We start from the raw sequence: 23,350 nt of genomic DNA on the forward strand, positions 1-23,350 counted from the left end.
AAAGAATAAGGAAAACAACGATGTTCCTGTCTAATTTCAGTGTCAAGAATCCGATCCCGACGGTCGTCATCATCGTCGCGATGATGGCGATCGGCCTCCTGGCCTTGTCCAAGTTGAAGGTCAATCAAGAGCCCGATGTCGAGATCCCGATCATCGTGGTCCAGATTCCCTATCCGGGCGCGTCGCCCGAGACCGCCGAGCGCGAGATCGTCAACCGCCTCGAGAAGCAGATGCTCGCGATCCAGGGCGTCAATGACGTCAATTCCGAATCGTACGAAGGCGGCGCCTCGATCTGGATGGAATTCGACTTCGACCGCAACCTGATCGAGGCGTCCGACGACGTTCGTAACGCGATCGCCGCGGTGCGCTACAAGCTGCCGATCGAGATGCGCGAACCGGTGCTGCGCCGGGTCGATCCCTCGGCCCAGCCTGTGATGTCGCTGGCGCTGTCCTCGAGCAGCCAGAGTCACGCCGAAATCTCGCGCTATGCCGAAGACGTGCTGGCCGACGAGTTCCGTGCCATCGACGGCGTCTCGACCGTCAACGTCAATGGCGCGCTGCGGCGCGAGCTGTCGGTGCTGCTCCGCTCGGAAAAACTGCGCGAATTTAACGTCTCGGCGTCGGACGTCACCAACGCCCTGCGCACCGGCAACACCAATGCCCCGGTGGGCAAGCTGCGCAGCGAACTCGACGAGAAAGGCATCCGCCTGATCGGCCGCATCGAGCGTCCGGAAGATTTCTCGCAGATTGTCGTCAAGCGCAATGGCGAACAGATCGTGCGTCTGAACCAGGTTGCCGAAATCCAGGACGGCTTTGCCGACATCAATACGCTGTCGATGCGCAGCGGCAAGCCGAATGTCGGCCTGCAGATTTCGCGTTCGCGTGACGCCTCGACCGTTTCGCTGGCCAAGAAGGTGCGCGAAGTGGTGGAGCGCGAGAATGCGCGGCTGCCGCAAGGCACCAAGCTCGAAGTGGTGCGCGACGGCGGCAAGGACGCCCAGTCGAGCCTGAACAACGTGATCGAAGCGCTGGTGCTCGGCGCCATCCTCACCGTGTTCGTGGTGTACGCCTTCCTCAATTCCTGGCGCTCGACGCTGATCACGGCGCTGGCGCTGCCCACCTCGGTGCTGGCCGCCTTCATCGCCGTGTGGTTGTGCGGCTTCACGCTCAACTTCATGACCCTGCTGGGGCTGTCGCTGGCGATCGGCGTGCTGATCGACGATGCGATCGTGGTGCGCGAAAACATCGTGCGCCACATGGAAATGGGTTCCGACCGCCGCACCGCCGCCCTCGAGGGCACCGCCGAAATCGGCCTGGCGGTGGCTGCCACCACGTTCTCGATCATGGCCGTGTTCGTGCCGGTGGCGTTCATGCCGGGCGTGTCCGGCGAGTGGTTCCGGCCGTTCGCCCTGACCGTGACGTGTTCGGTGATCGTGTCGCTGTTCATCTCGTTCACGCTCGACCCGATGATGTCGGCCTACTGGGGCGATCCTCCGGGCCACCACAGCGCGCCCAAGAAGGGCATCGGCGGCATGCTCGACAAGTTCAACGCCTGGTTCGATCACCAGGCCGACCGCTACGGCAACGTGATCGCCTGGGCGCTGCACCACCGTCGTTCGATGGCCGTGCTGGCGGTGGCGAGCCTGGTCGGCGCGATGGTCCTGCACCACTTCTTTGGCGGCTCGAGCTTCCTGCCCAAACAGGATTCGGGCAACCTGCAGATCGAGGTGCGTACGCCGGCGTCGTCGTCGATCGAGTATTCGCGCCGCAAGCTGGAAGCGGCCGCCGAGCTGGCGCGCACGCTGCCGGAAACCAAGGATACCAACAGCAACGTGAAGCTGTCTGGCGGGTCGATCTATGTCGACATCGGCAAGCGCGGCGAGCGCAAACGCAGCGCCAGCGAGATCGCGGTGGAATTGCGCGCCAAGATCAGCCGCCTGGTGGGCGCCGAATACACGGTCCTCGATGACCTGAACGGCAACGGCAAGCCGGTGCAGGTCGAATTCACCGGCCCGGATTCGCGCAAGCTCATGGAGCTGACCACCGCCTATATGGAGAAGCTGCGCGAAGTGCCGGGCGCGGTCGACGTCGCCCTGTCCGAGCAGGATCCGAAGAACGAGCTGCAGATCGTGCTCGACCGCGGCCTGGCCAATGCCATGGGCATCTCGGTCAACGACGCCGCCCAATCGCTGCGCGTGGCCTTCGCCGGTATCGAGGTGGGCGACTGGGTCGATCCGACCAGCGAGACGCGCGACGTGGCCGTGCGCCTGCATCCGGACGACCGTGTCAATACCGAAAGCATCGAGCGCCTGCCGATTTCGGTCACCGGCACCGGCATGATGGTGCCGCTCGAGCAGATCGCCACCATCACCATGGGCAAGGGCCCATCGGCGATCCGCCACAAGAACGGCGAGCGCATGATCACGGTCTCGGCCAATGCACAGGGCCGTTCGCCCGGCGAAGTCACGGCCGACGCCATGAAACTGGCGCGCACCTTCGACTTCCCGCCGGGCTACGGGCTGGCGCTGGGCGGCTCCGGCGAAGACCAGGCCGAACTGTTCAACCAGATGCTCATCGCGCTGTTCTCGGGCATCGCCCTGATGTACCTGATCCTGGTGATGCAGTTCGGTTCGTTCACCGCACCGATCGGCGTGATGCTGTCGCTGCCCTTGTCGCTCATCGGCGTGGTGCTGGCGCTGATCGTGACCGGCAACACGCTCAATCTGATGAGCATGATCGGCATCCTGATGCTCATGGGACTGGTGGCCAAGAATGCGATCCTGCTGCTCGACGCTGCCCGCGCCCTGGAACGCGAAGGCGTGGACCGCGAAGAAGCCCTGATGGCGGCCGGCCGCAAACGCCTGCGTCCGATCCTGATGACGACCTTCGCCCTGATCGCCGGCATGCTGCCGGTGGCGCTTGCCCTGGGCGACTCGGGCGAGTTCTACCAGCCGCTGGCGATCGCCATCATCGGCGGCACGATCACCTCGACCGTGCTGACCCTGCTGGTGGTGCCGACCTTCTACGACAGCATCGAGATCGCCCGCGACCGCATGGTGGCCAAGTATGGCCGCCGTGCCGAGCGCTGGAATACGCTGCCGGCCTTCCTGATGACCTTCGTGGAAGCGATCCTGACCCTGACCCTGGTGCGTCTGGTCTACCGCGTGATCGTGCGCATCGGCCGCCTCGTAACCGGCCGCGGCAAGGCCTTGCCGGCCTGATCGTTCCCTGAGTGCGGCGCCAGCCGTCTTTTGTCCCGACAAGGCCAGCCACGCGCTGGCCTTGTCGTTCCGGCGCTGCGCTGTGGGCGCCTGCTGCGGAATCGGCGGTATTGCGCCAGTGTTTCCTGTTGTTATGGTCTAATATCGGGCGCCGTGTGGGCAATTCGATACTGAACTGCTTGCTTTGCAGTACGCAGTTTCTTAAGAATCCCGTCTTCTGTCCCTTGCCGTAAGGTCTTCTCCATGTCCGTACTCCCATCATCCTCCACTCTGGCCGCTTCCGACCTGAACTGGCTCGCCGGCGGCGGCGAGATGGGTGAGCTGATCCGCAGCATGGACTGGTCTAAGACGCCGCTCGGACCGCTGTCCGATTGGCCGCAAAGCCTGCGCACTTCGGTCAGCCTGTGCCTGTCCTCGACCTTCCCGATCCTGGTGTGCTGGGGACCGGACGACATCCAGATCTATAACGACGCCTACCGCCCGATCTGCGGCGACCTGCATCCGGCGTCGATGGGGGCGCCGTTCAAGGTGGTGTGGGCCTCGGCCCTGCCGGTGGTGGGCGCGGCCTTCGAGCGTGCGCACCAGGGGGAGGGCGCCTATATCAAGGACCAGCAGATGTTCCTGGATCGCAGCGGCTACCTTGAGGAGGCGAATATGACCTTCTCGTTCTCGCCGATCCGCGACGAGTCGGGGACGGTGGGCGGGGTGTTCCACCCGATCACCGAGACCACGGCCCAGGTGCTGGGCGCGCGCCGTGCCCAGGGACTGCGCGACCTGACGGCCAGCCTGGCCTCGACCCGCTCGATGGCCGAGATCGGCCAGCAGTTGACGATCCACGTCGAGCGCATGAAGGCCGACGTGCCGTTCCTGCTGTTCTACCAGATCGACCAGGACAGCGGGACGCTGGAACTGCGCGGCGGCGGCGGCCTGCCGCCGCACTGCGCTTTGGCGCCAGGTTCGGCGCCCCTGGACGACGCCTGCTGGCCATTCGCGCGCTGCGCCTCCACCCATGCGGCCGCGCAGGTGGACGACGTCGCAGCGCGCCTGGCCGGGCTCACTTGCGGACCTTACGAGGATCCGCCGCGCTCGGCCCTGGTGCTGCCGCTGTCGCTGCCGGGCCAGCAGGAGCTGTTCGGCTTCGTGGTCGCCGGCGTGAGCGTGCGCCGCGCGCTCGATGCCGACTACCGTAACTTCTACGAATTACTGGGCGCGGCCGTGAATACGGCGGTCGGCAATGTGCTCGCCTACGAGCAGGAACAGCGCCGCGCCGAAGAACTGGCCAAGATCGACCGCGCCAAGACCGCCTTCTTCTCGAACGTGTCCCATGAGTTCCGTACCCCGCTGACCTTGATCCTGGGCCCGCTCGACGACGCCCTGGCCGACGACGCGGACAGCATGAGCGCGGCGCAGCGTAAGCGCATTGAGGTCACCCACCGTAATGCGCTGCGCCTGCTCAAGCTGGTCAATTCGCTGCTCGACTTCTCGCGCATCGAGGCCGGCCGGGTGCAGGCGAGCTACGTGCCGGTGGACCTGGCGCAGTTGACGCTGGACCTGGCCGGTGTGTTCGAATCGGCCATGGCCAAGGGCGGCCTGGCCTACCAGGTCGAGCTGCAGGACCTGGCGCAGCCGGTCTACGTCGACCGCGACATGTGGGAAAAAATCGTCTTCAACCTGCTGTCGAACGCCTTCAAGTTTACCCTGCGCGGCAGCGTCACGATCAGCCTGCGCGAGCATGCCGGGATGGCGCGGCTCTCGGTGCAAGACACCGGCACCGGCATCCCCGAACACGAGCTGCCGCGCATGTTCGAGCGCTTCCACCGCATCGAGGGCGCACCGGGACGCACCTATGAAGGCACCGGCATCGGCCTAGCCCTGATCCAGGAACTGGTGCGCCTGCACGGCGGCGCCATCGCCGTCTCCAGCACGTTCGGTGAAGGCACGCGCTTCGATGTCGACCTGCCGTTCGGCGATGCGCACCTGCCGCAGGACCGGATCCTGCGTGCGCCGGATGGCATGGAAGACCGCCAGCGCATGGGGGCCGCCTTCGTCGAGGAAGCGCTGCGCTGGCTGCCGGATGCCGAAGCCGCACCGCACGAGGAAGGGCCCGCGGCGCTGGTCGACATGGCCGGCCAGGCGCGCCCGCGCATCCTGATCGCCGACGACAACAATGACATGCGCGCCTACCTGAAGGCGCTGCTCGAGCCGCATGCCGAGGTGCGCGTGTGCGCCGACGGCCAGGCTGCCTTCGAGCTCGCGCTGGCCGACCCGCCCGACCTGCTGCTGAGCGACGTGATGATGCCGAAGCTCGATGGCTTCGGCCTGATCGCGCAGATCCGCGCCAGCGAGGCGCTGCGCCTGCTGCCGGTGATGCTGCTGTCGGCGCGCGCCGGCGAGGAGGCCAAGGTGGAAGGCCTGCAGGCCGGCGCCGACGACTACCTGGTCAAGCCGTTTTCGGCCAACGAGCTGCTGGCCCGGGTGCGCACCCAGGTGGAGATGGGGCGCGAGCGGCGCCAGATGGAGCGCGATGCGCGCGCGCGCGAAGCCCACGTGCGGGCGCTGATCGACGCTTCGCCGGCCATGTTCTGGACCACCGACAGCGACGGCCTGTGCACCTACCTCAGCCGGCGCTGGTACGACTATACCGGCCGCACGCCGCAACAGGACCTGGGCCTGGGCTGGCTCGAGAATACGCATCCCGACGACCGCCAGCGTGCGGGAGAGATCTTCCTGGCCGCGAACGCGGCGCATGAGCCGTTCTCGATCGACTACCGCTTGCGTTGCCACGATGGCAGCTACCGTTGGTTCATCGACTCCGGTCTGCCGCGCGTGAATGCGCAGGGAGAGCCGGATGGCTATGTCGGAACGGTGATCGACGTTCATGCGCGCAAGATGTTGCAGGAGCGCTTCGAGCGAGTGTCCGAGGCGGGCGACATCGGTGTCTGGTACGCCGATGCGCCGTTTACCGAGTTCCAGCTCAATGCCGAAATGGCCGTGCACTTCGGCCTCGGTGGCGCGCGCCCGGCCTCGGTCGACACGCTGCTGGCGGCGGTCGATCCGGAAGACCGGGAACGGCTGGCCGCCAGCGTGGCGCACGCGGTAGGTGCCGGCGCGCCGCTCGACCTGGAGTTTCGTACCGTGGCGTGTGGCGCGCCGCGCTGGCTGCGGGCGATCGGCTGGTGCGGCCTGGACAAGCACGGCCAGCCGGAGCGCTTCGACGGCGTGACCCTCGATATCGACAGCCAGAAATACGCCGAGCAGGAGCTGCAGCGCCTGGCCAGCGAGCTGGGACAGAAGAACCGCGCGCAAAGCGACTTCCTGTTCACCCTGGCGCACGAGCTGCGCAACCCGCTGGCCCCGATCCGTTCGGGGCTGGAGCTGATGCGCATCGGCGCCGCCGGCGGCGACGTCCAGACGATCATGCGGCGCCAGGTCGACCACATGGTGCACCTGGTCGACGACCTGCTCGACATGGCGCGCCTGGCCGAAGGCAAGGTCACGCTCAAGCTCGAGTGGGTGCTGCTGGCGGATGTCGTGCGTGAGGCTGTCGACATGAGCATGCCGCTGATGGAGGCCCGCAAACATGCACTGACCGTCCGTGCACCCGACGCGTCGCTGGCGCTCTATGCCGACCGCCACCGTGTGTCGCAGGTGCTGAGCAACCTGCTCAACAATGCCGCCAAATACACGCCGCAGGGCGGCGCGATCGAGATCGCGGCCCGGATCGCGGCGCAGGAAGTGGCGATTACCGTATCGGATAACGGCATCGGCATCGCCGCGCCGGCGCTCGGGACGGTGTTCGACATGTATGCCCAGGCCCATCTCGGCACCGAGATGGCGCAGGGCGGGCTGGGCGTCGGCCTGAACCTGGTCCAGCGCCTGGTCAAGCTGCACGGCGGCCGGGTGACGGCCAGCAGCGCCGGCGCCGGCATGGGCAGCCAGTTCACGGTGTGGCTACCGTTGCCGCAGGATGCGCTGGCTGGGCTGCCCGTCGACGCCGCACCTGAACCGGCGACCGCGCCGGTGTCCGCCACGCCGGGCGGCGTGCTGCGCATCCTGGTGGTGGACGACAATGTCGACGCGGCCGAGACCTTGCAGGCCCTGCTCGAAATGAACGACCACACCGTCAGCGTCGCCAACGACGGCGCCGCGGCCTTGCGCCGCGCGGGCGAAGACCTGCCGCAGGTGGTGTTCCTGGATATCGGCCTGCCCGATATGAGCGGCTACGATGCGGCCGAGGCGATGCGCCGCATTCCGGGCATGGAAGACGCCACACTGGTGGCGCTGACGGGATGGGGGGCGGAGCAGGACCGGCGACGTTCGAGCGAGGCGGGGTTCGATCATCACCTGACCAAGCCGGCCGATTTTACGATGGTGGAGAATCTGATTCGCGACGTTGCGGCGAACATGCGCAGGACGGACTAGCCGACTGCGGCAGGTGTGGGCCTGAAAAAAACAACCCGGCCGTGAGGGGCCGGGTGCTGGTATGGCGTAGGGTGCTACCCGAGCGCTACCCCGAGCGCGCCCCGCGAGCAGGGCGGCGTTCGGTGGCGGGCCAATATTACTGGCCGGTGGTGCCGGTCGGCGGCGTGGTGGTGGTCGCCGGATCGGTGGTGGTGGTGCCGGTGGCGCCTTCCGCGGTGCCGGTGCCGGTGGTGCCGGTGGTGCCCGTTGCGCCGCTGGTGTCGCCTGCGGTGCCGGTCGCGCCGGTGGTGCCGCTGGTGCCCATGTCGGTGGTGCCGGTGCCGGTGGTGCCGGTGCCGGTTGCGCCGGTGCCGACGTCACCCGTGGTGCCGGTGGCGCCCGAGGTGCTGCTTGGCATGGTCGCCGAGGTGTCGGCCGGGGTGGTGGTGGTCGCTGCGTCGTCCTTCTTGCAGGCGCCCAGCAGGGTGGCCAGGACGGCGGCGGTCAGCAGGATTTTTGGTGCTTTGGTCATTGCATTCATTGTTAACTCCTCGTTTACGTCTATCTTTGTGCCGCAGTTTCCAGCTCATTGTGGTGAGGCGCTGGAAGGTCTGCGGCGCCAGTTAGTTCCACCCCTTTGCAATTCAAGGGCGGAACACTCAGGGAACCGACGCAATACGCGGCCCCGGTGCGTACTTCAATCCAACTGTGCCCATTAGACCGGAAGCCCGGCTGCCGGTTCGTTAGATACCGCACTCTTGCGAAACTCCGTAACATTTTTTACAGAGTTTTCTTTCGCCGGGCGTCAGGAACCCAGCTGTTCGTCTCCCGGTACCGGCCGGATGTTCCTGTCATCGGCGTTGCGCTTGATGTGATCGTTGCAGGCGATCTCCTCCAGCAGCGCCGGCACTTCCATAGAAATTTCTCGTGCCAAATATCCCAAGGTGCCCAGGCGCTCTGCCAGGCGGTCGCCGGCGCGTGCGTGCAAGGCCACGCCCCAGCAAGCCGCCTGTTCCGGCGCGGCGCCGCGCGCCAGCAGGCCGGCGATGATGCCGGCCAGGACGTCGCCCGAGCCCGAAATGGCCAGGCCAATATTGCCCGCGCCTTCGTGTTGCCATAGCGTGCCGTCCGGCGTCGCGATCACCGTGCGCGCGCCCTTGAGCGCGATCACCGCATTCCAGTCGCGCGCGGCCTGCAGCGCCGGGGTGTCGGGCTGGCCGACGATGCATTCTTTCTCGAGGCCGGTCAGGTGCGCCATTTCGCCGCAGTGTGGGGTCATGATCACGGGCCGCTCGAAGCGCATCGGCTTGCCCTCGGGCCAGTCGTGCGGCATGTGCAGCATGACGTCCATGGCGCAGGCATCGAGCACCAGGCCGACGCCCGATTCGCCCAGGCGCGGCAGCAGCGCGTGCACCAGGCGCGCGGTGCATGGGGCGTCGCGCATGCCGGGGCCGATCAGCACCGCGTCGACCTTGTCGGCCAGCGGGTCCAGGCTTTCCAGGGCGTCGAGGTGGAAACCGTCGGTGTCGTTTTCAGCCAGGCCGATCACGCGCGCCTCGGGCATCGCCAGCGCTACCAGCTGGGCCACGCTGGCCCCGGTGGCGATGGTCAGCTTGCCGGCGCCGGCGCGCAGGGCCGCGGTGGCGGCCAGGATGATGGCGCCCGGCATTTCGCGCGAGCCGCCCAGCACCAGCACGTGGCCGCGCAATTCCTTGTCGCCCTCGGCCTGGGGCTGGGGCAGCGGCCATGCCGCCAGGCAGGCGGCATCGACGTCATGCACGGTTTGATTGCTGGAATTCATGGTGGGGCGTCAAGCCTTGGGTGAGGTCGGCAAGTCCTTGGCGACGGTGACCGGGGTGCCGGTGGCTTCCAGCGGCGCCACGAAGTTCACCAGGCGCAGGGCCAGGTCGCCGCGCTTGCCGTGGTTGGGATCGAATTCGTAGGATGTGACCGAGCAGTTCGGCACGTCGCCGGCGCGGTCGAATTCCAGGATCTTCGCTTCGTCGAGATGCTCGAACAGGTAGCGGAAGCAATTGACGGTGACTTGGTGCGCGACGATCAGCACGCGCTCGCCGCAAAAGTCGCGCTCGAGGGTATCCATCACGCTGCGCAGGCGCAGGATGACGTCGCACCAGCTTTCGCCGCCGGGCGGGCGAAAATAAAACTTGCCCACGTGCTGGCGTTGCTCGTACAGGTCGGGGAAATGGTGGGCGATGCCATGCGTGGTGAGACGGTCGAGCACGCCAAATTCTTTCTCGCGCAGGCGCTCGTCGGCCAGCACGCAGAGCAATTCGTCGCGCTCCAGGCGCTGCATCAGGATGTTGGCGGTCTCGGCCGCGCGGACGTAGGGTGAATGCAGCACCACGTTGGGACGCTGGTGCGGCGGCAGGGCGGCGAACCAGGCGCCGAGGGCTTCGGACTGGCGCTCGCCCAGCTCGGACAGCGGCACGTCGACGTCGCGATCGGCGATGTCGATGCGGTGCCCGGCGGCGGCTTCGGCGAGGTCACGCGCGACATTGCCCGCGCTTTGTCCATGCCTGACCAGCCATATTTCTTGTGGCCACTTCTGCTCCATCGTCGTCCGCCGAAAAGTTAACATGGCGTCATCTTGACGGATTCGGCAAGGCGTCAGCGCACGATTGCAGCCGCCCGCGACGATGTTTGCAGGTGTTTACACGGCCTGTTCTTCGCCGTCGAGGTTGACGTCGGCGTCGTTCTGGAACACCCGCATATCGGTCTGGCCCAGCACCCGGCTGGTGACGCTGCCGGCCGCGATCGAGCCGCTGACGTTGAGCGCCGTGCGGCCCATGTCGATCAGCGGTTCGACCGAGATCAGCAGGCCGGCCAGCGCCACCGGCAAGTCCATCGCCGACAGCACGATCAGGGCCGCGAAGGTGGCGCCGCCGCCGACGCCGGCCACGCCGATCGAACCGAAGGCGACGATCGCCAGCAGTGGCAGCAAGAAGCTTGCCGTGAACGGATCGATGCCGACCGTCGGCGCGATCATCACGGCCAGCATCGCCGGATAGATGCCGGCGCAGCCGTTTTGCCCGATGGTGGCGCCGAACGAGGCGGCGAAGTTGGCCGTGCCTTCCGGCGTGCCCAGGCGCGCGGTCTGGGTCGCCACGCTCATCGGGATCGAGCCGGCGCTGGTGCGCGAGGTGAAGGCGAACACCAGCACCGGGAAGATCTTTTTCAGGTAGCGCAGCGGGTTGAGTCCGACGCCGGCCACCATCGCCAGGTGTACGCAGAACATCAGCGCCAGCGCCGCATACGAGGCGACCACGAAATTGAGCAGGCCGAGGATGTCCTGCAGGCTGGAACCGGCCACCATCTTTGCCATCAGCGCGAACACGCCGAACGGGGTCAGGCGCAGCACCAGGGTCACCATCCGCATCACGATCACGTGGGCCACGTGCACGAAGCCGCTGAAGGACTGGAACACTTCCGGCTTCTTGCCGGCGATGCCGACCGCCGAGATGCCGATGAAGATCGCGAACACCACTACCGCGATGGTCGAGGTCTTGCGCGCGCCCGTCATGTCGAGGAAGGGATTGGCCGGGATGAAGGACAGCAGCAGCGACGGCAGCGACAGTTGCTGCGCCGTGGCCAGGTTGCCTTGCAGGTATTCGCCGCGCGCGACTTCGGCGCTCGACGCGGTCAGGCCGACGGCCGACAGGCCGAACAGCTTGGCCATCGCGATGCCGATGATGGCCGCGACCACGGTCGTGACGAGCAGGATGCCGATGGTGAGGGTGCTGATCTTGCCGAGCGACGCGGCGTCGCGCAGCTTGAGGATTGCCTGCACGATCGAGACCATGATCAGGGGGATGACGATCATCTGCAACAACTTGACGTAGCCGCTGCCGATCACATCCAGCCAGGCATTGGTCGCCACGATTTCGCTCGCTCCCGCGCCATACACGGCCTGCAGCCCGGCGCCGAGCACGACGCCCAGGCCGAGGCCGGCGAACACGCGCTTGGTGAACGATGCATGGCGGGCCTGCATGCCATACAGGAGTGCGCAGATGGCCAGCGCAAGGGCCAGGTTCAGGAGAACGGGGAAGGTCATAAAAACTTGGGTTGAAGCAGGGAATCGCGCCATTCTATCGGCAAAGTTGCCTTGCCGTAGTGTTAATGTCACATTTGCTTATGCGCTCAGCGCATATTGACTGAGCAATATCGTGTCATACCGTATCTGTTGCTGCACTGCGACGGAAGACGAGTCATAACGCAAGGAAATACTCAATGCTTCCCATAAAGGGAACAATGTTTCTATAATCCAATGGATACCACATTTTTTATCCATGGGCTTAAGGCCAGCGAATCATGTTCAAACATCTCAGCATCAAGTCGCGCCTCATCTTCGTCATCGCCTTCCTGGCGGTCGAACTGGTCGCTGGCGCGGTCATCGGCATCTATAACCTCGGCATCGCGAATACCGAGCTCAAGCAGATGTACGACCACCGACTGGTGGGCCTGGGGCAGGTAGGCCAGGTCACCCAGCTGATCACGACCAACCAGCTGACAGTGGCCAAGGCGGTCAATATGGAGGATGCCGGTGCGCGCAATGCCGCGCTCGAGTCGGTCGACGCTAACATCGTGGTGATCAGCAAGATCCTGGACAGCTACCGCCAGATGCCGATGACCGCCGCTGAGCAGGCCCTGTACGAACAATTTACCGAGGCGCGCAAGGTCTTCGTCGAGCAGGGCATTCGCCCGGCCATGGCCGCGATCCGTGCCGGCGACAATGCCGGCGCCATCGCCCTGCTCAACGGCCAGATGACCAGGCTGTACCTGCCGGTGGCCGATCTCGGCGCCAAGCTGGTCAAGGAGCAGCAGGGCGCCGCGCTGAAGGAATACCAGGCTTCGCAATCGACCTTCGAGATCGTGCGCGCGGTCTGCCTGGCCGGCCTGGTGTTCGGCCTGATCATGGCGGCCTTCGTCGGCTGGGTGCTGGTGCGCGCCATCGTGCGTCCGCTGGAGCAGGCGGTCGCGATCGCCGGCGCCGTGGCCAAGGGCGACCTGACCCAGACCATCGAAGTGACCTCGAACGACGAGACCGGACGCTTGCTCAAGGCGCTGAAAGAGATGAACGATTCGCTGGTGACGATCGTGAGCCAGGTCCGCACCGGCACCGACAACATCGCCACCGCCTCGAGCCAGATCGCGGCCGGCAACCTGGACCTGTCCTCGCGCACCGAGCAGCAGGCCGGTTCGCTGGAAGAAACCGCTTCGTCGATGGAAGAACTGACCTCGACCGTCAAGCAGAACGCGGACAACGCACGCCAGGCCAACGCCCTGGCCACCTCGGCCTCGGAAGTGGCGGGCAAGGGCGGCGCGGTGGTCGAGCAGGTGGTGCAGACGATGGGCGCGATCAACGCCTCGTCGACCCGCATCGTGGACATCATCGCCGTCATCGACGGCATCGCCTTCCAGACCAATATCCTGGCGCTGAACGCGGCGGTCGAAGCGGCGCGCGCCGGCGAGCAGGGCCGCGGCTTCGCGGTCGTGGCGGGCGAGGTGCGCAGTCTGGCGCAACGTTCTGCGGCAGCGGCCAAGGAAATCAAGCTCTTGATCGACGACTCGGTGGACAAGGTGCACCACGGCTCGGAGCTGGTCGAACGGGCGGGCGCCACGATGCAGGAAATCGTGCAGAGCGTGAACCGCGTGACCGACATCATGTCCGAGATCACCGCCGCCAGCCAGGAACAGACCGCCGGCATCGAACAGATCAACGGCGCCGTGGCCCAGATGGACCAGGTGACCACGCAGAACGCGGCGCTGGTGGAAGAAGCATCGGCCGCGGCGGCCTCGCTGCAGGAAGAAGCGACCGCGCTGGCGCACACGGTGGGCGCGTTCAAGCTGAATCAGGCAGGCACCAGCCGCGCCAGTGCCGCCATGGCCCCAGCGCCGCGCGTGACCACGACCTTGCCGGCGGTGGTGGCGAAGGCGCCGGTGAAGGCGGCGAAACCTGCTGCTGCTGCCAAGCCGGCCAAGGCCGCACCAGTTCAGCCGAAGTCGGAAGCCGCTGCCAAGTCGAAGAAAGCCGAAACCGCGGACGTCGGCGACGGTTGGGAAGAGTTCTGATGCAGTAAGGAGGTCGGCTAGCCAGCAGCCTCCAACATTTTAGTTAGCCATACCACGTCGTCGCCGCCATTGGCGACGCCGACTCCCCGCGCAGGCGGGGATCCAAGTTAATATGCACAGCCACCTGGATTTGCTTAAGTGGCGTGCGGAGAAACTTGGGTCCCCGCCTTCGCGGGGACGACGTTTTGGGGGTAACGAAAAAATGGCGTTAGCGTGGGGCGCGCAGCTTGCGTAGCCCGATCGCGACCAATGCGAACGCCAGCACCGCCAGCGCCAGCAACTGGCCCACCGGCAGGCCGCCCGGCACCGCCACATGCTCATACTGCGGCAGCTTCGCCAGATCGTCCTGCGTCATCGCGCGCTCCCCGAACAGATACGGATAGAAAAAGCGCCGTAGCTGCGTGTGATAGGCCGCGATGCGGTCCTGGTACGCCAGCTGCGCCAAGAGGTCGGTATCGGCCAGGCGATGCAGCAGCACCTGCACATTCACCGACGCCAGCACCAGTCCGACGCGCGCCGTCCAGCTTTCCCTCGCCTGCATGCTGGCGCGGTATTGCGCGACGTCGGCGGCCACGGCATCGTCGCCCGCCTGGTGCATCGCGTAATACCATTTCCAGTGAAAGCGTCCTTCGACCGGCGGCGTGTCCTTCCACTCGGGGTGGCTGCGGAAGAATTTTTCGAACGTCTCTGGCTTCGGGATATCCCATCCGGAGTGCACGGCCTGGCGCTGCGCCAGCGCCAGCTCGACGCCTTTGGAGACCGGCGACAGGCGCGCGATCGCGGCATCGGCCAGCGTCGGCAGGATCATCGTCAGGCCGACCAGGCAGGCCAGCAGGATCGCGGCGCTGCTGCTCGATGTGCGGGCGCGCGCGGCGACCCAGCTGGCCAGGCCAAACCAGAAGGCGAGATAGAGCGTGGCCACCAGCGCGATCGCCGCGAAGCCTGTCAGGGTGGCGCCGGCGACCAGCGCGCCGCAGGCCAGCGGCAGCAGGGTGGCCAGCCACACCAGGCCATAGCGCAAGCCGACCCGGCGGCGCCAGGTGTTGGCGGCAGCCGCGGGGAGCGAGGCCAGCAGCCGCAGGCGGCCCGCTTCGCGCTCGCTCGAGACCAGGTCGTGCATCAGCGCGATCACGAACAGCGGCGCCAGGAATACCAGCACGAAGGCGAAGTCGAAGCGGCCCGGCATGGCCAGCTCGGGGTTGATGGTCTCGGATTCATACAGCTGCGAGTGCAGGCCGAGCAGGCGCACGCGCAGGGCCTGCGGCTGCAGGTCGCGCTGGCCGATCGCCACGAAGGCCAGCGGCGATGGCGGGTTCACCGTCAGGTGCGGCAGGTAGTAGCCGACCGAGCCGGCTTCGGCCGCGCCACCCTTGAGCTGCTTGGCGGCGATGGCGGCGTAGTCCTGCGCGTGGCTGGCGGCGATGCGCTCGAGCGCGGCGCGCTGCTGGCCCACGGCTTGCAGGCCGGTCCAGACCGACAGCGCGCACAAGAGCGCCAGCAGCACGACGGCGCCGACGGCCAGCCTGGAATGCGCCACCTGGCGCAGTTCAAATTTCAGCGTAGTCATTTGGCCTTCCTTTCGAGGCGTTTCGCGATCGGGTAAGCGGCGCCGAACAGGGCCAGCAGCCACCCGCCCAGCACGGCGAAGGCCGGCCAGGCATGGCGTGCGGCGACTTCGGCAAAGGGTGGGGGCGGGTAGCCGAAGCGCGGCGTGTCGTCCCAGTGATGCTTGGCGATGCGTTCGTCGCCGGCGCCTTGCGGCGAGACGACGTTGGCATGCAGGCCGTTGAGCGACTGGACGAAGGCGTAGCGGTATTTTTCTCCCTCGACCAGGAAGCGCGCGTGGCTGTCGAGATTGGTGCCGGCCAGCGCGGTCGACATGCGGCGCAGCGCGATCACGGGGCTGAACAGGCTGGCCGAGTGCACGATCGCGTTTTCCTGGCGCTGGCGCGCGAAGTCGGCGCGCATGAACTCGTCGAACAGTTCGCTCGTCATGCGTTCGCCTTCGGCCATCAGCAGTCCGCCGTAGTTCACCGGCAGGTCTTCGACCCGCTGCACGCCGTATTTCCCTAGCGTGCGCGCGCGGAAGGCATTGAAATAAGGGTCGTCAGGATTGTGGCTGTCGCCGATCGCCGCCAGGCGTTCGTGGATCGCGACCTCGGTTTCGATGCGGCTCGGCCGGGCGACGTCGTCGGCGGCGAAGTCGGGCATCACGCGCGGCAGCAGGATTGCAGTGACGATCCAGCCGGCCACCAGGGCCAGCAAGGCGTCGCGCGCACGCGGCAGGCTGCTCGACACCAGCACCGCCGCGACCACCCACAGCAGCAGATAGAGCGCATACCCGAGCAGCATCGTCAGCGCCTGCGGCGCGACGGCCGCATGCAGCAGCGCGATCGCGATCAGCGCGATGAAGGCGGGCGCGCCGAGCAGCAGCGCCACGCCGGCATGCGCGGCCAGCTTGCCGAGCAACAGGGTCGCGCCGGGGATGCCCTGCACGATCTGCAGGCGCAACTGGCCGCGCTCGCGCTCGCGCGCCACGCTGCCGAAGGCCAGGAACACGATCAGCAAGGGCGTGAGCACCTGCAGCACGAAGGCCGGGGTGAGCTGGCCGAAGCGCAGCAGCACCGAGGACTGGCCGGCGTCGCTGAAGTTGGCGCTGTTCTGGCGATGGCCTTCGAGGAACAGCGTGTTGCCGGTGAAGGGATCGACGCCGAAATCGAAGAAGGCCAGGGGGCTCAATGGACGGAACACGTAATGCCCGTAGTGCACGACGCGGTGCGGGTGGCGGTCGGGTTGGTTGTCCCATTGTTCGTCGGCCGTGCCTTGAAAGCGCGCGCGCTCGGCGTTCACCGCGTCCACGCGTTCATGGCTGACCAGGATCGCGGCCAGCGTCAGCACCAGCATCAGGATGCCGGCGGCCACCGCCACCTGGTTGCGCAGCATGGCGCGCCATTCGCTGCGGGCGATGGCGGGCAGCGCCTGCATCAGGGTGGCGCTCATGCCGCATCCTTTGCCTGGCTCGTTCCCGCATATCGCCGGTACAGGTCGCGCACGTCGTAGCGTTCCTCCCCGCTGGCCGCGACTTCGTGGCTGATGTGGCCGCGCTCGAGAAAGCCGATGCGGTCGGCCACTTCGGCCACCCCCAATAGATCGTGGGTGACCATGAAGATCGCGCTGGCGCGTGCACGCAGGCTTTGCAGCAGGGCGTTGAATTCGCTGGTGGCTTGCGGATCGAGGCCGGTGGTGGGTTCGTCCAGCAGCAGCACCGGCACCTGGCGCGCCACGGCCAGCGCGATCGCGACCTTCTGGCGCATGCCTTTCGAATAGCCGCCCAGACGACGCTGCCAGGCCGAGGCATCGAGGCGCACGGCGTCCAGGGCCTCGTCGATGGTGGCGTCGGTCCAGCTGCTGCCTGCCAGGCGCAGGAAGTATTCGATATTCTCGCGCGCGTCCAGGTGTTCGTACAGGGCGACGTTCTCCGGCACATAGGCCAGTTGGCCGCGCGCCGCAAGCGGGTCGGCGGCGACGTCGATGCCGCACACGCGCACGCTGCCGGAGCGGGGCACCGTGAAGCCGAGGAAGGTGTTCATGGTGGTCGATTTGCCGGCGCCGTTGCCGCCCAGGAGGGCGTAGATCTCGCCGCGTGCGACGCGCAGTGACAGCTCGTTGAGCACGGGCGTGGACTGGTAGGCGACGGTCACGCCGTTCGCTTCCAGGGCAGGGGTAGTCATGGTCATCGTGGTCCTTTGTGGTGAAGCTGAAGCAGTGGGCGCACGCAGTGCGCGAATGCGCATGCGCGCCCGCAGGCCGGTTTGACGCGGCCCGCGAGGGATTCAAAGGCGGATCAGTGGCGCGGAGGCGCCTGGCGGGAAGGAATCAGGTAGCGGCGCAGGACGACCGGCGCGGGGCGCGGCAGGCGGGCAAGGACGAAGGCGATGACGAGGAAGAACGCCAGCAGTTGTGGCGATGCCGCGGGAACGTCGGCGGTGGAATGGGAAGCGATCTGGCAGCTGACGCAGTCGGACAGCTGTTCGGACAGGTCATGGTCGTGGAACGAGGCGCCCACGAGCTGCAGGGCAAGGATCAGCGCACACAGGCAGGCCAGCACCCGGCGCAGGGGTGCGCTCGCTGCACAATAAGGTGCGTGCTGACGTGTGGCCTGGAACTGCATGCGATCCCGATCGACGATGATGCGGGGCAGTATAGCCCAGCCGGCATCGAGCCGACAACCGGGCCGCACGCGGCACGGTGTACTTACTCGAAGGCGATCAGCAGCGCGGTCAGGCCGATGCAGGCGGCTGCGATGACGCCGATGCGGGTGCGCAGGCGGCGGCCGCTGGAGACGATGTCCTTGGCGATGCCGCGCTTCGGTGCGCGTGGGTTGCTGCGGTCGACCGCGGTGGCGGCATGGATCGAAGAATGGTGGCGTTCGGTATGTTCGGTGTTCATGGCTGACTCCAGCGCCGTCTCGAATGGAGACTGGCAATTAATGAATGGCCGGCGTGAGCCGGGCGAAATGTGAAGATGGTTCGCCGGTCAGGCGCGTGGTGCGCGCTCGGCGGAAGCGGATTTACTGACAACTGCGCCGGCCCGCCAAGTCGGTCTGGAGACGCTGGCTGGAGTGAGGCGGGCGGTGGATGCGTGACATGCGGATGCCAGTACAAAAGCTTCGAAATCGGGATCCGGGACGGGAGCAAGACCTGCAAGTCTGGCTGCGTTCAGGACGTTATTTATTTTACATGTGTGCCCGGTATATACAAGGGGCGCACGATTGAGACAACGGATGTTTTCTCAGTGCAACAACCAATCCTAGCATGCCATGTGCGGTAGCAGAAGGGCGTATTTGCAGGTTCTCTGCACTGACGCAACAGCTCGTCCAAAATGATGCGCTGCGCAATCGCAGTGCGCCATTTCCGCCATCGCGCGGTGCGCCGGTGGTGCGAAGTGACGGCGCGTCACTCTGCGTACTCGCTGGCATGAAGATTGCGTAATCATCATCAGCGCAATGAAGCGCTGCGTGCGCCGCCAACGAAGGCAGCGCCCACCAAGACAACGACGTCTACCGGAACATGAATGCGTTCATGTCGGGTACGCGTCTTTTTTTTTGCCTGACTACATTGGGATTGCGATGAAAAATCAGAAGCTTGAAGCGAAGAGCGTAGCGACGGCGGATGTCGGCGAAGTCGACGTCACGCGCAGGAAGGTCATTCATGGCGCAGGTCTGGTAGCGGGAGGAAGCTTGATGGGGCTGGCAACGGGCGGCGTGTGGGCGGCGGGTTCGGACAAGCCGGAGAAGACCGAGATCAAGATCGGGTTCATCCCACTGACCGATTGCGCGTCGGTGGTGATGGCGTCGGTACTGGGCTTCGACATGAAGTACGGCGTGAAGTTCGTGCTGAGCAAGGAAGCCTCGTGGGCCGGCGTGCGCGACAAGCTGGCCAACGGCGACCTGGATGCGGCCCACGTGCTGTACGGGCTGCTGTATGGCGTCCAGATGGGCATCGGCGGACAGCGCAAGGACATGGCGGTGCTGATGGGCCTGAACAACAACGGCCAGGCGATCACGCTCTCGAAGCAGCTGGCGACCAAGGGCGCGGTCGACGGCCAGTCGCTGGCCAAGCTGATGCGCGCCGAAAAACGCGAATTCACCTTCGCCCAGACCTTCCCGACCGGCACCCACGCGATGTGGCTGTACTACTGGCTGGCGGCCAACGGCATCAACCCGATGAAGGAAGCGAAAGTCATCACGGTGCCGCCGCCGCAGATGGTCGCCAATATGCGGGTCGGGAATATGGATGGCTTCTGCGTCGGTGAACCGTGGGGCCATCGCGCCATCATGGACGGCATCGGCATCACCGCCATCACCACCCAGGACATCTGGCGCGACCATCCCGAGAAGGTGCTGGGCTCGACGCTGGAGTTCGCGAAGAAGCACCCCAACACCTGCCGCGCCATGATGGCCGCCATCATCGAGGCCGGCCGCTGGATCGACGCCTCAATGGCAAACAAGAACAAGATGGCCGAGGTCATCGCCGCCAAGTCGTACGTCAACACCAGCAAGGACGCGATCGACCAGCGCATCATGGGCCGCTACCAGAACGGCCTTGGCAAGACCTGGGACGACCAGAACTACATGAAGTTCTACAACGACGGCGCGGTCAACTTCCCGTATCTGTCGGACGGCATGTGGTTCATGACCCAGCATCGCCGCTGGGGGCTGCTCAAGCAGGATCCCGACTACCTGGCCGTGGCCAGCGCGGTCAACCAGGTCGCGCTGTACAAGGATGCTGCGACGCTGGCCAAGGCGCCGGTGCCTGCGAGCCCGATGCGCAGCTCGAAGCTGATGGACGGCACCGTGTGGGACGGCAAGGATCCGAAAGCCTACGCAGCCTCGTTCAAGGTCAGGGTCTGATTTTCATTTGCTGTCATCTTGTCTGAATAGGGGAATGCCATGAACGCTATCCTGAAATCCGAGCACCATGCGCCTGCAGGTGGCGGCGCAACCGTTGTTACGTTGCCGCTTGCCGTCGACGCGCCAGTCGCCAGTGCCACGCCTCCTGCACGCAAGCCGGCGCCCGTCGTGCGCGGCGCGCAGCCGTTCGCCCGGGCGGTGAAGGCGGTCCTGCCGCCGGTGGTGGGCATTGCCTTCGTGGTGCTGGTGTGGCAGCTGATCGCCACCCGCAACGAGGCTTTCCCGTCGCCGCTGGTGACCTTCCAGGAAGCGCTCAAGCTGTTTGCCGATCCGTTCTATCACAACAGCCCGAACGACCAGGGCATTGGCTGGAACGTACTGGCCTCGCTCAAGCGGGTGGCGGTCGGCTTCGGGCTGGCGGCGCTGGTCGGCATTCCGCTGGGCTTCGTCATCGGCCGGGTGAAGTTCGTGAACGGCATGTTCGGCCCGATCATCAGCCTGCTGAAACCCGTGTCGCCGCTGGCCTGGCTGCCAATCGGCCTGCTGGTATTCAAGTCGGCCGATCCAGCGGCGATCTGGTCGATCTTCATCTGCTCGATCTGGCCGATGATCATCAATACGGCGGTCGGCGTGCAGCGCGTGCCGCAGGATTACATGAACGTGGCGCGCGTGCTGAACCTGTCGGAGTGGAAGATCCTGACCAAGATCCTGCTGCCGTCGGCGCTGCCGTACATCCTGACCGGCGTGCGCCTCGCCATCGGCACCGCATGGCTGGTGATCGTGGCGGCCGAGATGCTGACCGGCGGCGTGGGCATTGGCTTCTGGGTGTGGGACGAGTGGAACAACCTGAATGTGGCGAACATCATCATCGCCATCGTCGTGATTGGCGTGGTGGGGCTGCTGCTCGAGCAGGCCCTGGTGGCGCTGGCGCGGGCGCTGACCCATGAACAAGTGGCTAACTGATTAAGGAGCGCGATCATGGATGACCTTCAAACCAAATTCATCGACATCACCGGTGTTGAGATGGCGTTTCATACGAAGAAGGGCGTGTTCCAGGCGCTGCAGGGGATCGACCTTGCAGTACGCAAGGGTGAGTTCATTACGCTGATCGGGCACTCGGGCTGCGGCAAGTCGACCTTGCTGAACCTGATCGCCGGCTTGTTGAAACCGACGGCGGGCGTTCTGCTGTGCGCGAATCGCGAGATCGCCGGGCCGTCGCCGGAACGGGCGGTGGTGTTCCAGAATCACTCACTGCTGCCGTGGCTGACCTGTTACGAGAATATCCATCTCGGGGTCGAGCGGGTGTTTGGCGGTGCCGAGACGCGGGCTCAGTTGCGTGAACGGACCATGGCGGCGTTGGCGCTGGTAGGGTTGACCAGTGCCGAGGCGAAGCGGCCGCATGAGATTTCGGGCGGCATGAAGCAGCGCGTCGGCATCGCGCGGGCGCTGGCGATGGAGCCGAAGGTGTTGTTGATGGATGAGCCGTTCGGCGCGCTCGACGCGTTGACGCGGGCGCATTTGCAGGACGAGCTGCTCAAGATCGTGGCCGCGACCAAATCGACTGTCGTGATGGTGACGCACGATGTGGATGAGGCGGTGTTGCTGTCGGATCGGATCGTGATGCTGACGAATGGGCCAGCCGCCACCATCGGCGAAATCGTCGAGGTGGGGTTGGAGCGGCCGCGCGACCGGGTCGCGCTGGCGCAGGATGCGCGTTATACCGAGCATCGCAAGGCAGTGCTGGAATTCTTGTACCGCAAGCAGGCGCATCCGGCGGCCGCCTGAATACGCGTCAGGAACTGAATCAGGGCGTTTCTTCGCTGCACCAGACGCTGTTGCTGCTTGCGCTGCCTCTGGTTACGGTTCTGCTTGGCCTTGTACAGTGCCACGGCGTCCAGTTTGGCCCAGGCGACCGTGCGCAGGTCCTCCTCCTCGTCGTGGGGGACGAAGTAATCGTTGGCCTACGCATTCACCGCTAGTTTGATGGCGGTTTCGTCCTCGTGGTTGTAGCTTTCGGTGAGCAGGGCCGTTACTTCATCAACAAAAGGTGCACGACAAGAAGGGGCGGGTCCGCCATTTAGGCACGAGCTCATCCCTGACAAACGCTAATTGGTGAGCCCATATCTAGATATTAACCTGACCTCCATAAGCAGACCTCGGCCGCGCTGGTGCGGGTGGGGTTGTCGCGCGTGGAAGCCAAGCGGCCGCACGAGATCTCGGGCGGCATGAAGCAGCGGGTCGTGTCGTGCAGGTGCTTGGGATGGGGCCGAGGATGCTGTTGATGGATCAACCGCTTTGCTCAGTCGATGCGCTGACAAGGGCGAATTTGCAGGACGAGCTGCTCAAGATCGTGGCCGCGACCGAATCCACTGTGGTGATGGTGACGCACGAGTGGATGAAGCGGTGCTACTGTCGGGTTGGAACGTCGTGTTAGCCAATGGGACTGCCTCGACCATCGGCGAGATCGTCGAGGTGTCCTGGCGCGGCAACGTGATCGGGTAATACTGGCACAGGATGAGCGTTATGCCGAGCACCGCGAGGTGGCAATTGAACTCCTGTATCGAGAGCAGGCGCATTCAATGGCAATTTCGCAAACTGTGTAGTTGAGGTCACTGTTGCATAGAGTTTCACGGGCGCAGTAGGAAAGGAGTGCAAAATGCTGTTGCGTCAGGTCGTGATGCTCACTTGTTGCGTCATATAGTCTGCGAAAAGCAACACAAGGTCCGCTGTGGTTTGCAAATACGCAACGACTGCCATTACTCTACGCTAGTTCGTTATCCCTGAGTGTCAGTGCTAATCTGCAGAATTGGTTATTACTTTCACTACGTGACAGCCGTCAGCGGTCAATATTTCAGGTTACTTTCATGTGGAACTTACAACGACGTCGAAGGAAGTCGCGCCAGTGGATCAGAGGCCCAATACGCGACTGGGCTGTACCGTACAGGAGCAACGCTTGGTTCCAGCTAGGGCATGTGCTATTCGCTGCAGCAGCGATCAGTGCGCTAATTTTTTTGAAGAATAAAAGCTTCGATACGCTCGCTATCAGCTTCTCTACGCTTGTCGCTTCGGGTGTCGTAGTTGGCATGACCGAGTTTGGTCGGGGAACCGTTAGGGCATACCGTCGAACACGCGAAATCATTAAGAGCCAAGGAAGACTAAGACCGCGGCTGCAAGTCGAGTACGCTAAGAAGCTCTACTGCGTTCGCGCGGGTGTTAGAGCCGCTGC

15 protein-coding genes and 1 pseudogene are annotated in these 23,350 nt (G+C 65.3%); 7 read left to right on the plus strand and 9 right to left on the minus strand.

Annotated features, from left to right (window positions below):
* Positions 1 to 20: 20 nt before the first annotated feature.
* Entirely contained in the window at positions 21 to 3,221 is a 3,201-nt protein-coding gene (locus AC3A6F_RS04995; RefSeq protein WP_487678866.1) for an efflux RND transporter permease subunit, read from the plus strand.
* Between the two features lie 243 nt (positions 3,222 to 3,464).
* The gene (locus AC3A6F_RS05000; RefSeq protein WP_487678867.1) at positions 3,465 to 7,643 is read left to right on the plus strand and encodes an ATP-binding protein; all 4,179 of its coding nucleotides are present in this window, start codon (positions 3,465 to 3,467) and stop codon (positions 7,641 to 7,643) included.
* Between the two features lie 136 nt (positions 7,644 to 7,779).
* Here the strand turns inward: AC3A6F_RS05000 and AC3A6F_RS05005 are convergent, their stop codons facing one another.
* The 4 genes from AC3A6F_RS05005 to AC3A6F_RS05020 form a co-directional block, all read right to left on the minus strand.
* Positions 7,780 to 8,163: a hypothetical protein gene (locus tag AC3A6F_RS05005; RefSeq protein ID WP_320474797.1), complete on the minus strand. Its 384-nt coding sequence runs from the start codon at positions 8,161 to 8,163 to the stop codon at positions 7,780 to 7,782.
* Between the two features lie 264 nt (positions 8,164 to 8,427).
* Positions 8,428 to 9,423 carry an NAD(P)H-hydrate dehydratase gene (locus tag AC3A6F_RS05010; RefSeq protein WP_487678868.1) on the minus strand — a complete coding sequence of 332 codons (996 nt, stop codon included), beginning with the start codon at positions 9,421 to 9,423 and terminating at the stop codon, positions 8,428 to 8,430.
* 9 nt (positions 9,424 to 9,432) lie between these two features.
* Complete coding sequence (locus AC3A6F_RS05015) at positions 9,433 to 10,197, minus strand: histidine phosphatase family protein (protein WP_320474795.1); 765 nt, start codon at positions 10,195 to 10,197, stop codon at positions 9,433 to 9,435.
* Positions 10,198 to 10,293: 96 nt separating this feature from the next.
* Positions 10,294 to 11,694: an L-cystine transporter gene (locus tag AC3A6F_RS05020; RefSeq protein WP_487678869.1), complete on the minus strand. Its 1,401-nt coding sequence runs from the start codon at positions 11,692 to 11,694 to the stop codon at positions 10,294 to 10,296.
* 257 nt (positions 11,695 to 11,951) lie between these two features.
* Between AC3A6F_RS05020 and AC3A6F_RS05025 the strand changes: the two genes are divergently transcribed.
* The gene (locus AC3A6F_RS05025) at positions 11,952 to 13,712 is read left to right on the plus strand and encodes a methyl-accepting chemotaxis protein (protein WP_487678870.1); all 1,761 of its coding nucleotides are present in this window, start codon (positions 11,952 to 11,954) and stop codon (positions 13,710 to 13,712) included.
* A gap of 208 nt (positions 13,713 to 13,920) precedes the next feature.
* Here AC3A6F_RS05025 and AC3A6F_RS05030 read toward each other — a convergent pair whose 3' ends face one another.
* The 5 genes from AC3A6F_RS05030 to AC3A6F_RS05050 all read right to left on the minus strand — a co-directional run bounded on the left by AC3A6F_RS05030 (position 13,921) and on the right by AC3A6F_RS05050 (position 18,161).
* Positions 13,921 to 15,279, minus strand: coding sequence for a DUF3526 domain-containing protein (locus tag AC3A6F_RS05030; RefSeq protein ID WP_487678871.1), 1,359 nt, complete (start codon positions 15,277 to 15,279; stop codon positions 13,921 to 13,923).
* Positions 15,276 to 16,712 carry a DUF3526 domain-containing protein gene (locus tag AC3A6F_RS05035; protein WP_487678872.1) on the minus strand — a complete coding sequence of 479 codons (1,437 nt, stop codon included), beginning with the start codon at positions 16,710 to 16,712 and terminating at the stop codon, positions 15,276 to 15,278. The genes AC3A6F_RS05030 and AC3A6F_RS05035 overlap by 4 nt, the downstream gene beginning before the upstream one ends.
* Positions 16,709 to 17,443: an ABC transporter ATP-binding protein gene (locus AC3A6F_RS05040; RefSeq protein ID WP_487678873.1), complete on the minus strand. Its 735-nt coding sequence runs from the start codon at positions 17,441 to 17,443 to the stop codon at positions 16,709 to 16,711. Before AC3A6F_RS05040 ends, AC3A6F_RS05035 begins: the two co-directional genes overlap by 4 nt.
* Before the next feature lie 113 nt (positions 17,444 to 17,556).
* On the minus strand, positions 17,557 to 17,883 hold the full coding sequence (locus tag AC3A6F_RS05045) for a hypothetical protein (RefSeq protein WP_487678874.1): 327 nt from the start codon (positions 17,881 to 17,883) through the stop codon (positions 17,557 to 17,559).
* Between the two features lie 83 nt (positions 17,884 to 17,966).
* Positions 17,967 to 18,161 (minus strand): hypothetical protein, encoded by a 195-nt coding sequence (locus AC3A6F_RS05050; RefSeq protein ID WP_123068704.1) that lies wholly within the window; start codon positions 18,159 to 18,161, stop codon positions 17,967 to 17,969.
* Positions 18,162 to 18,954: 793 nt separating this feature from the next.
* Between AC3A6F_RS05050 and AC3A6F_RS05055 the strand changes: the two genes are divergently transcribed.
* The 4 genes and pseudogenes from AC3A6F_RS05055 to AC3A6F_RS05070 all read left to right on the plus strand — a co-directional run.
* Complete coding sequence (locus AC3A6F_RS05055; RefSeq protein WP_487678875.1) at positions 18,955 to 20,124, plus strand: CmpA/NrtA family ABC transporter substrate-binding protein; 1,170 nt, start codon at positions 18,955 to 18,957, stop codon at positions 20,122 to 20,124.
* A gap of 39 nt (positions 20,125 to 20,163) precedes the next feature.
* Complete coding sequence (gene ntrB / locus AC3A6F_RS05060; RefSeq protein ID WP_487678877.1) at positions 20,164 to 21,087, plus strand: nitrate ABC transporter permease; 924 nt, start codon at positions 20,164 to 20,166, stop codon at positions 21,085 to 21,087.
* Positions 21,088 to 21,102: 15 nt separating this feature from the next.
* Positions 21,103 to 21,909 (plus strand): ABC transporter ATP-binding protein, encoded by an 807-nt coding sequence (locus AC3A6F_RS05065; protein WP_487678878.1) that lies wholly within the window; start codon positions 21,103 to 21,105, stop codon positions 21,907 to 21,909.
* 356 nt (positions 21,910 to 22,265) lie between these two features.
* Positions 22,266 to 22,727: pseudogene (locus tag AC3A6F_RS05070) on the plus strand (ATP-binding cassette domain-containing protein); the annotation flags it as partial.
* Positions 22,728 to 23,350 lie beyond the last annotated feature (623 nt).

Source organism: Massilia sp. Soil_C_3, from assembly GCF_057657035.1.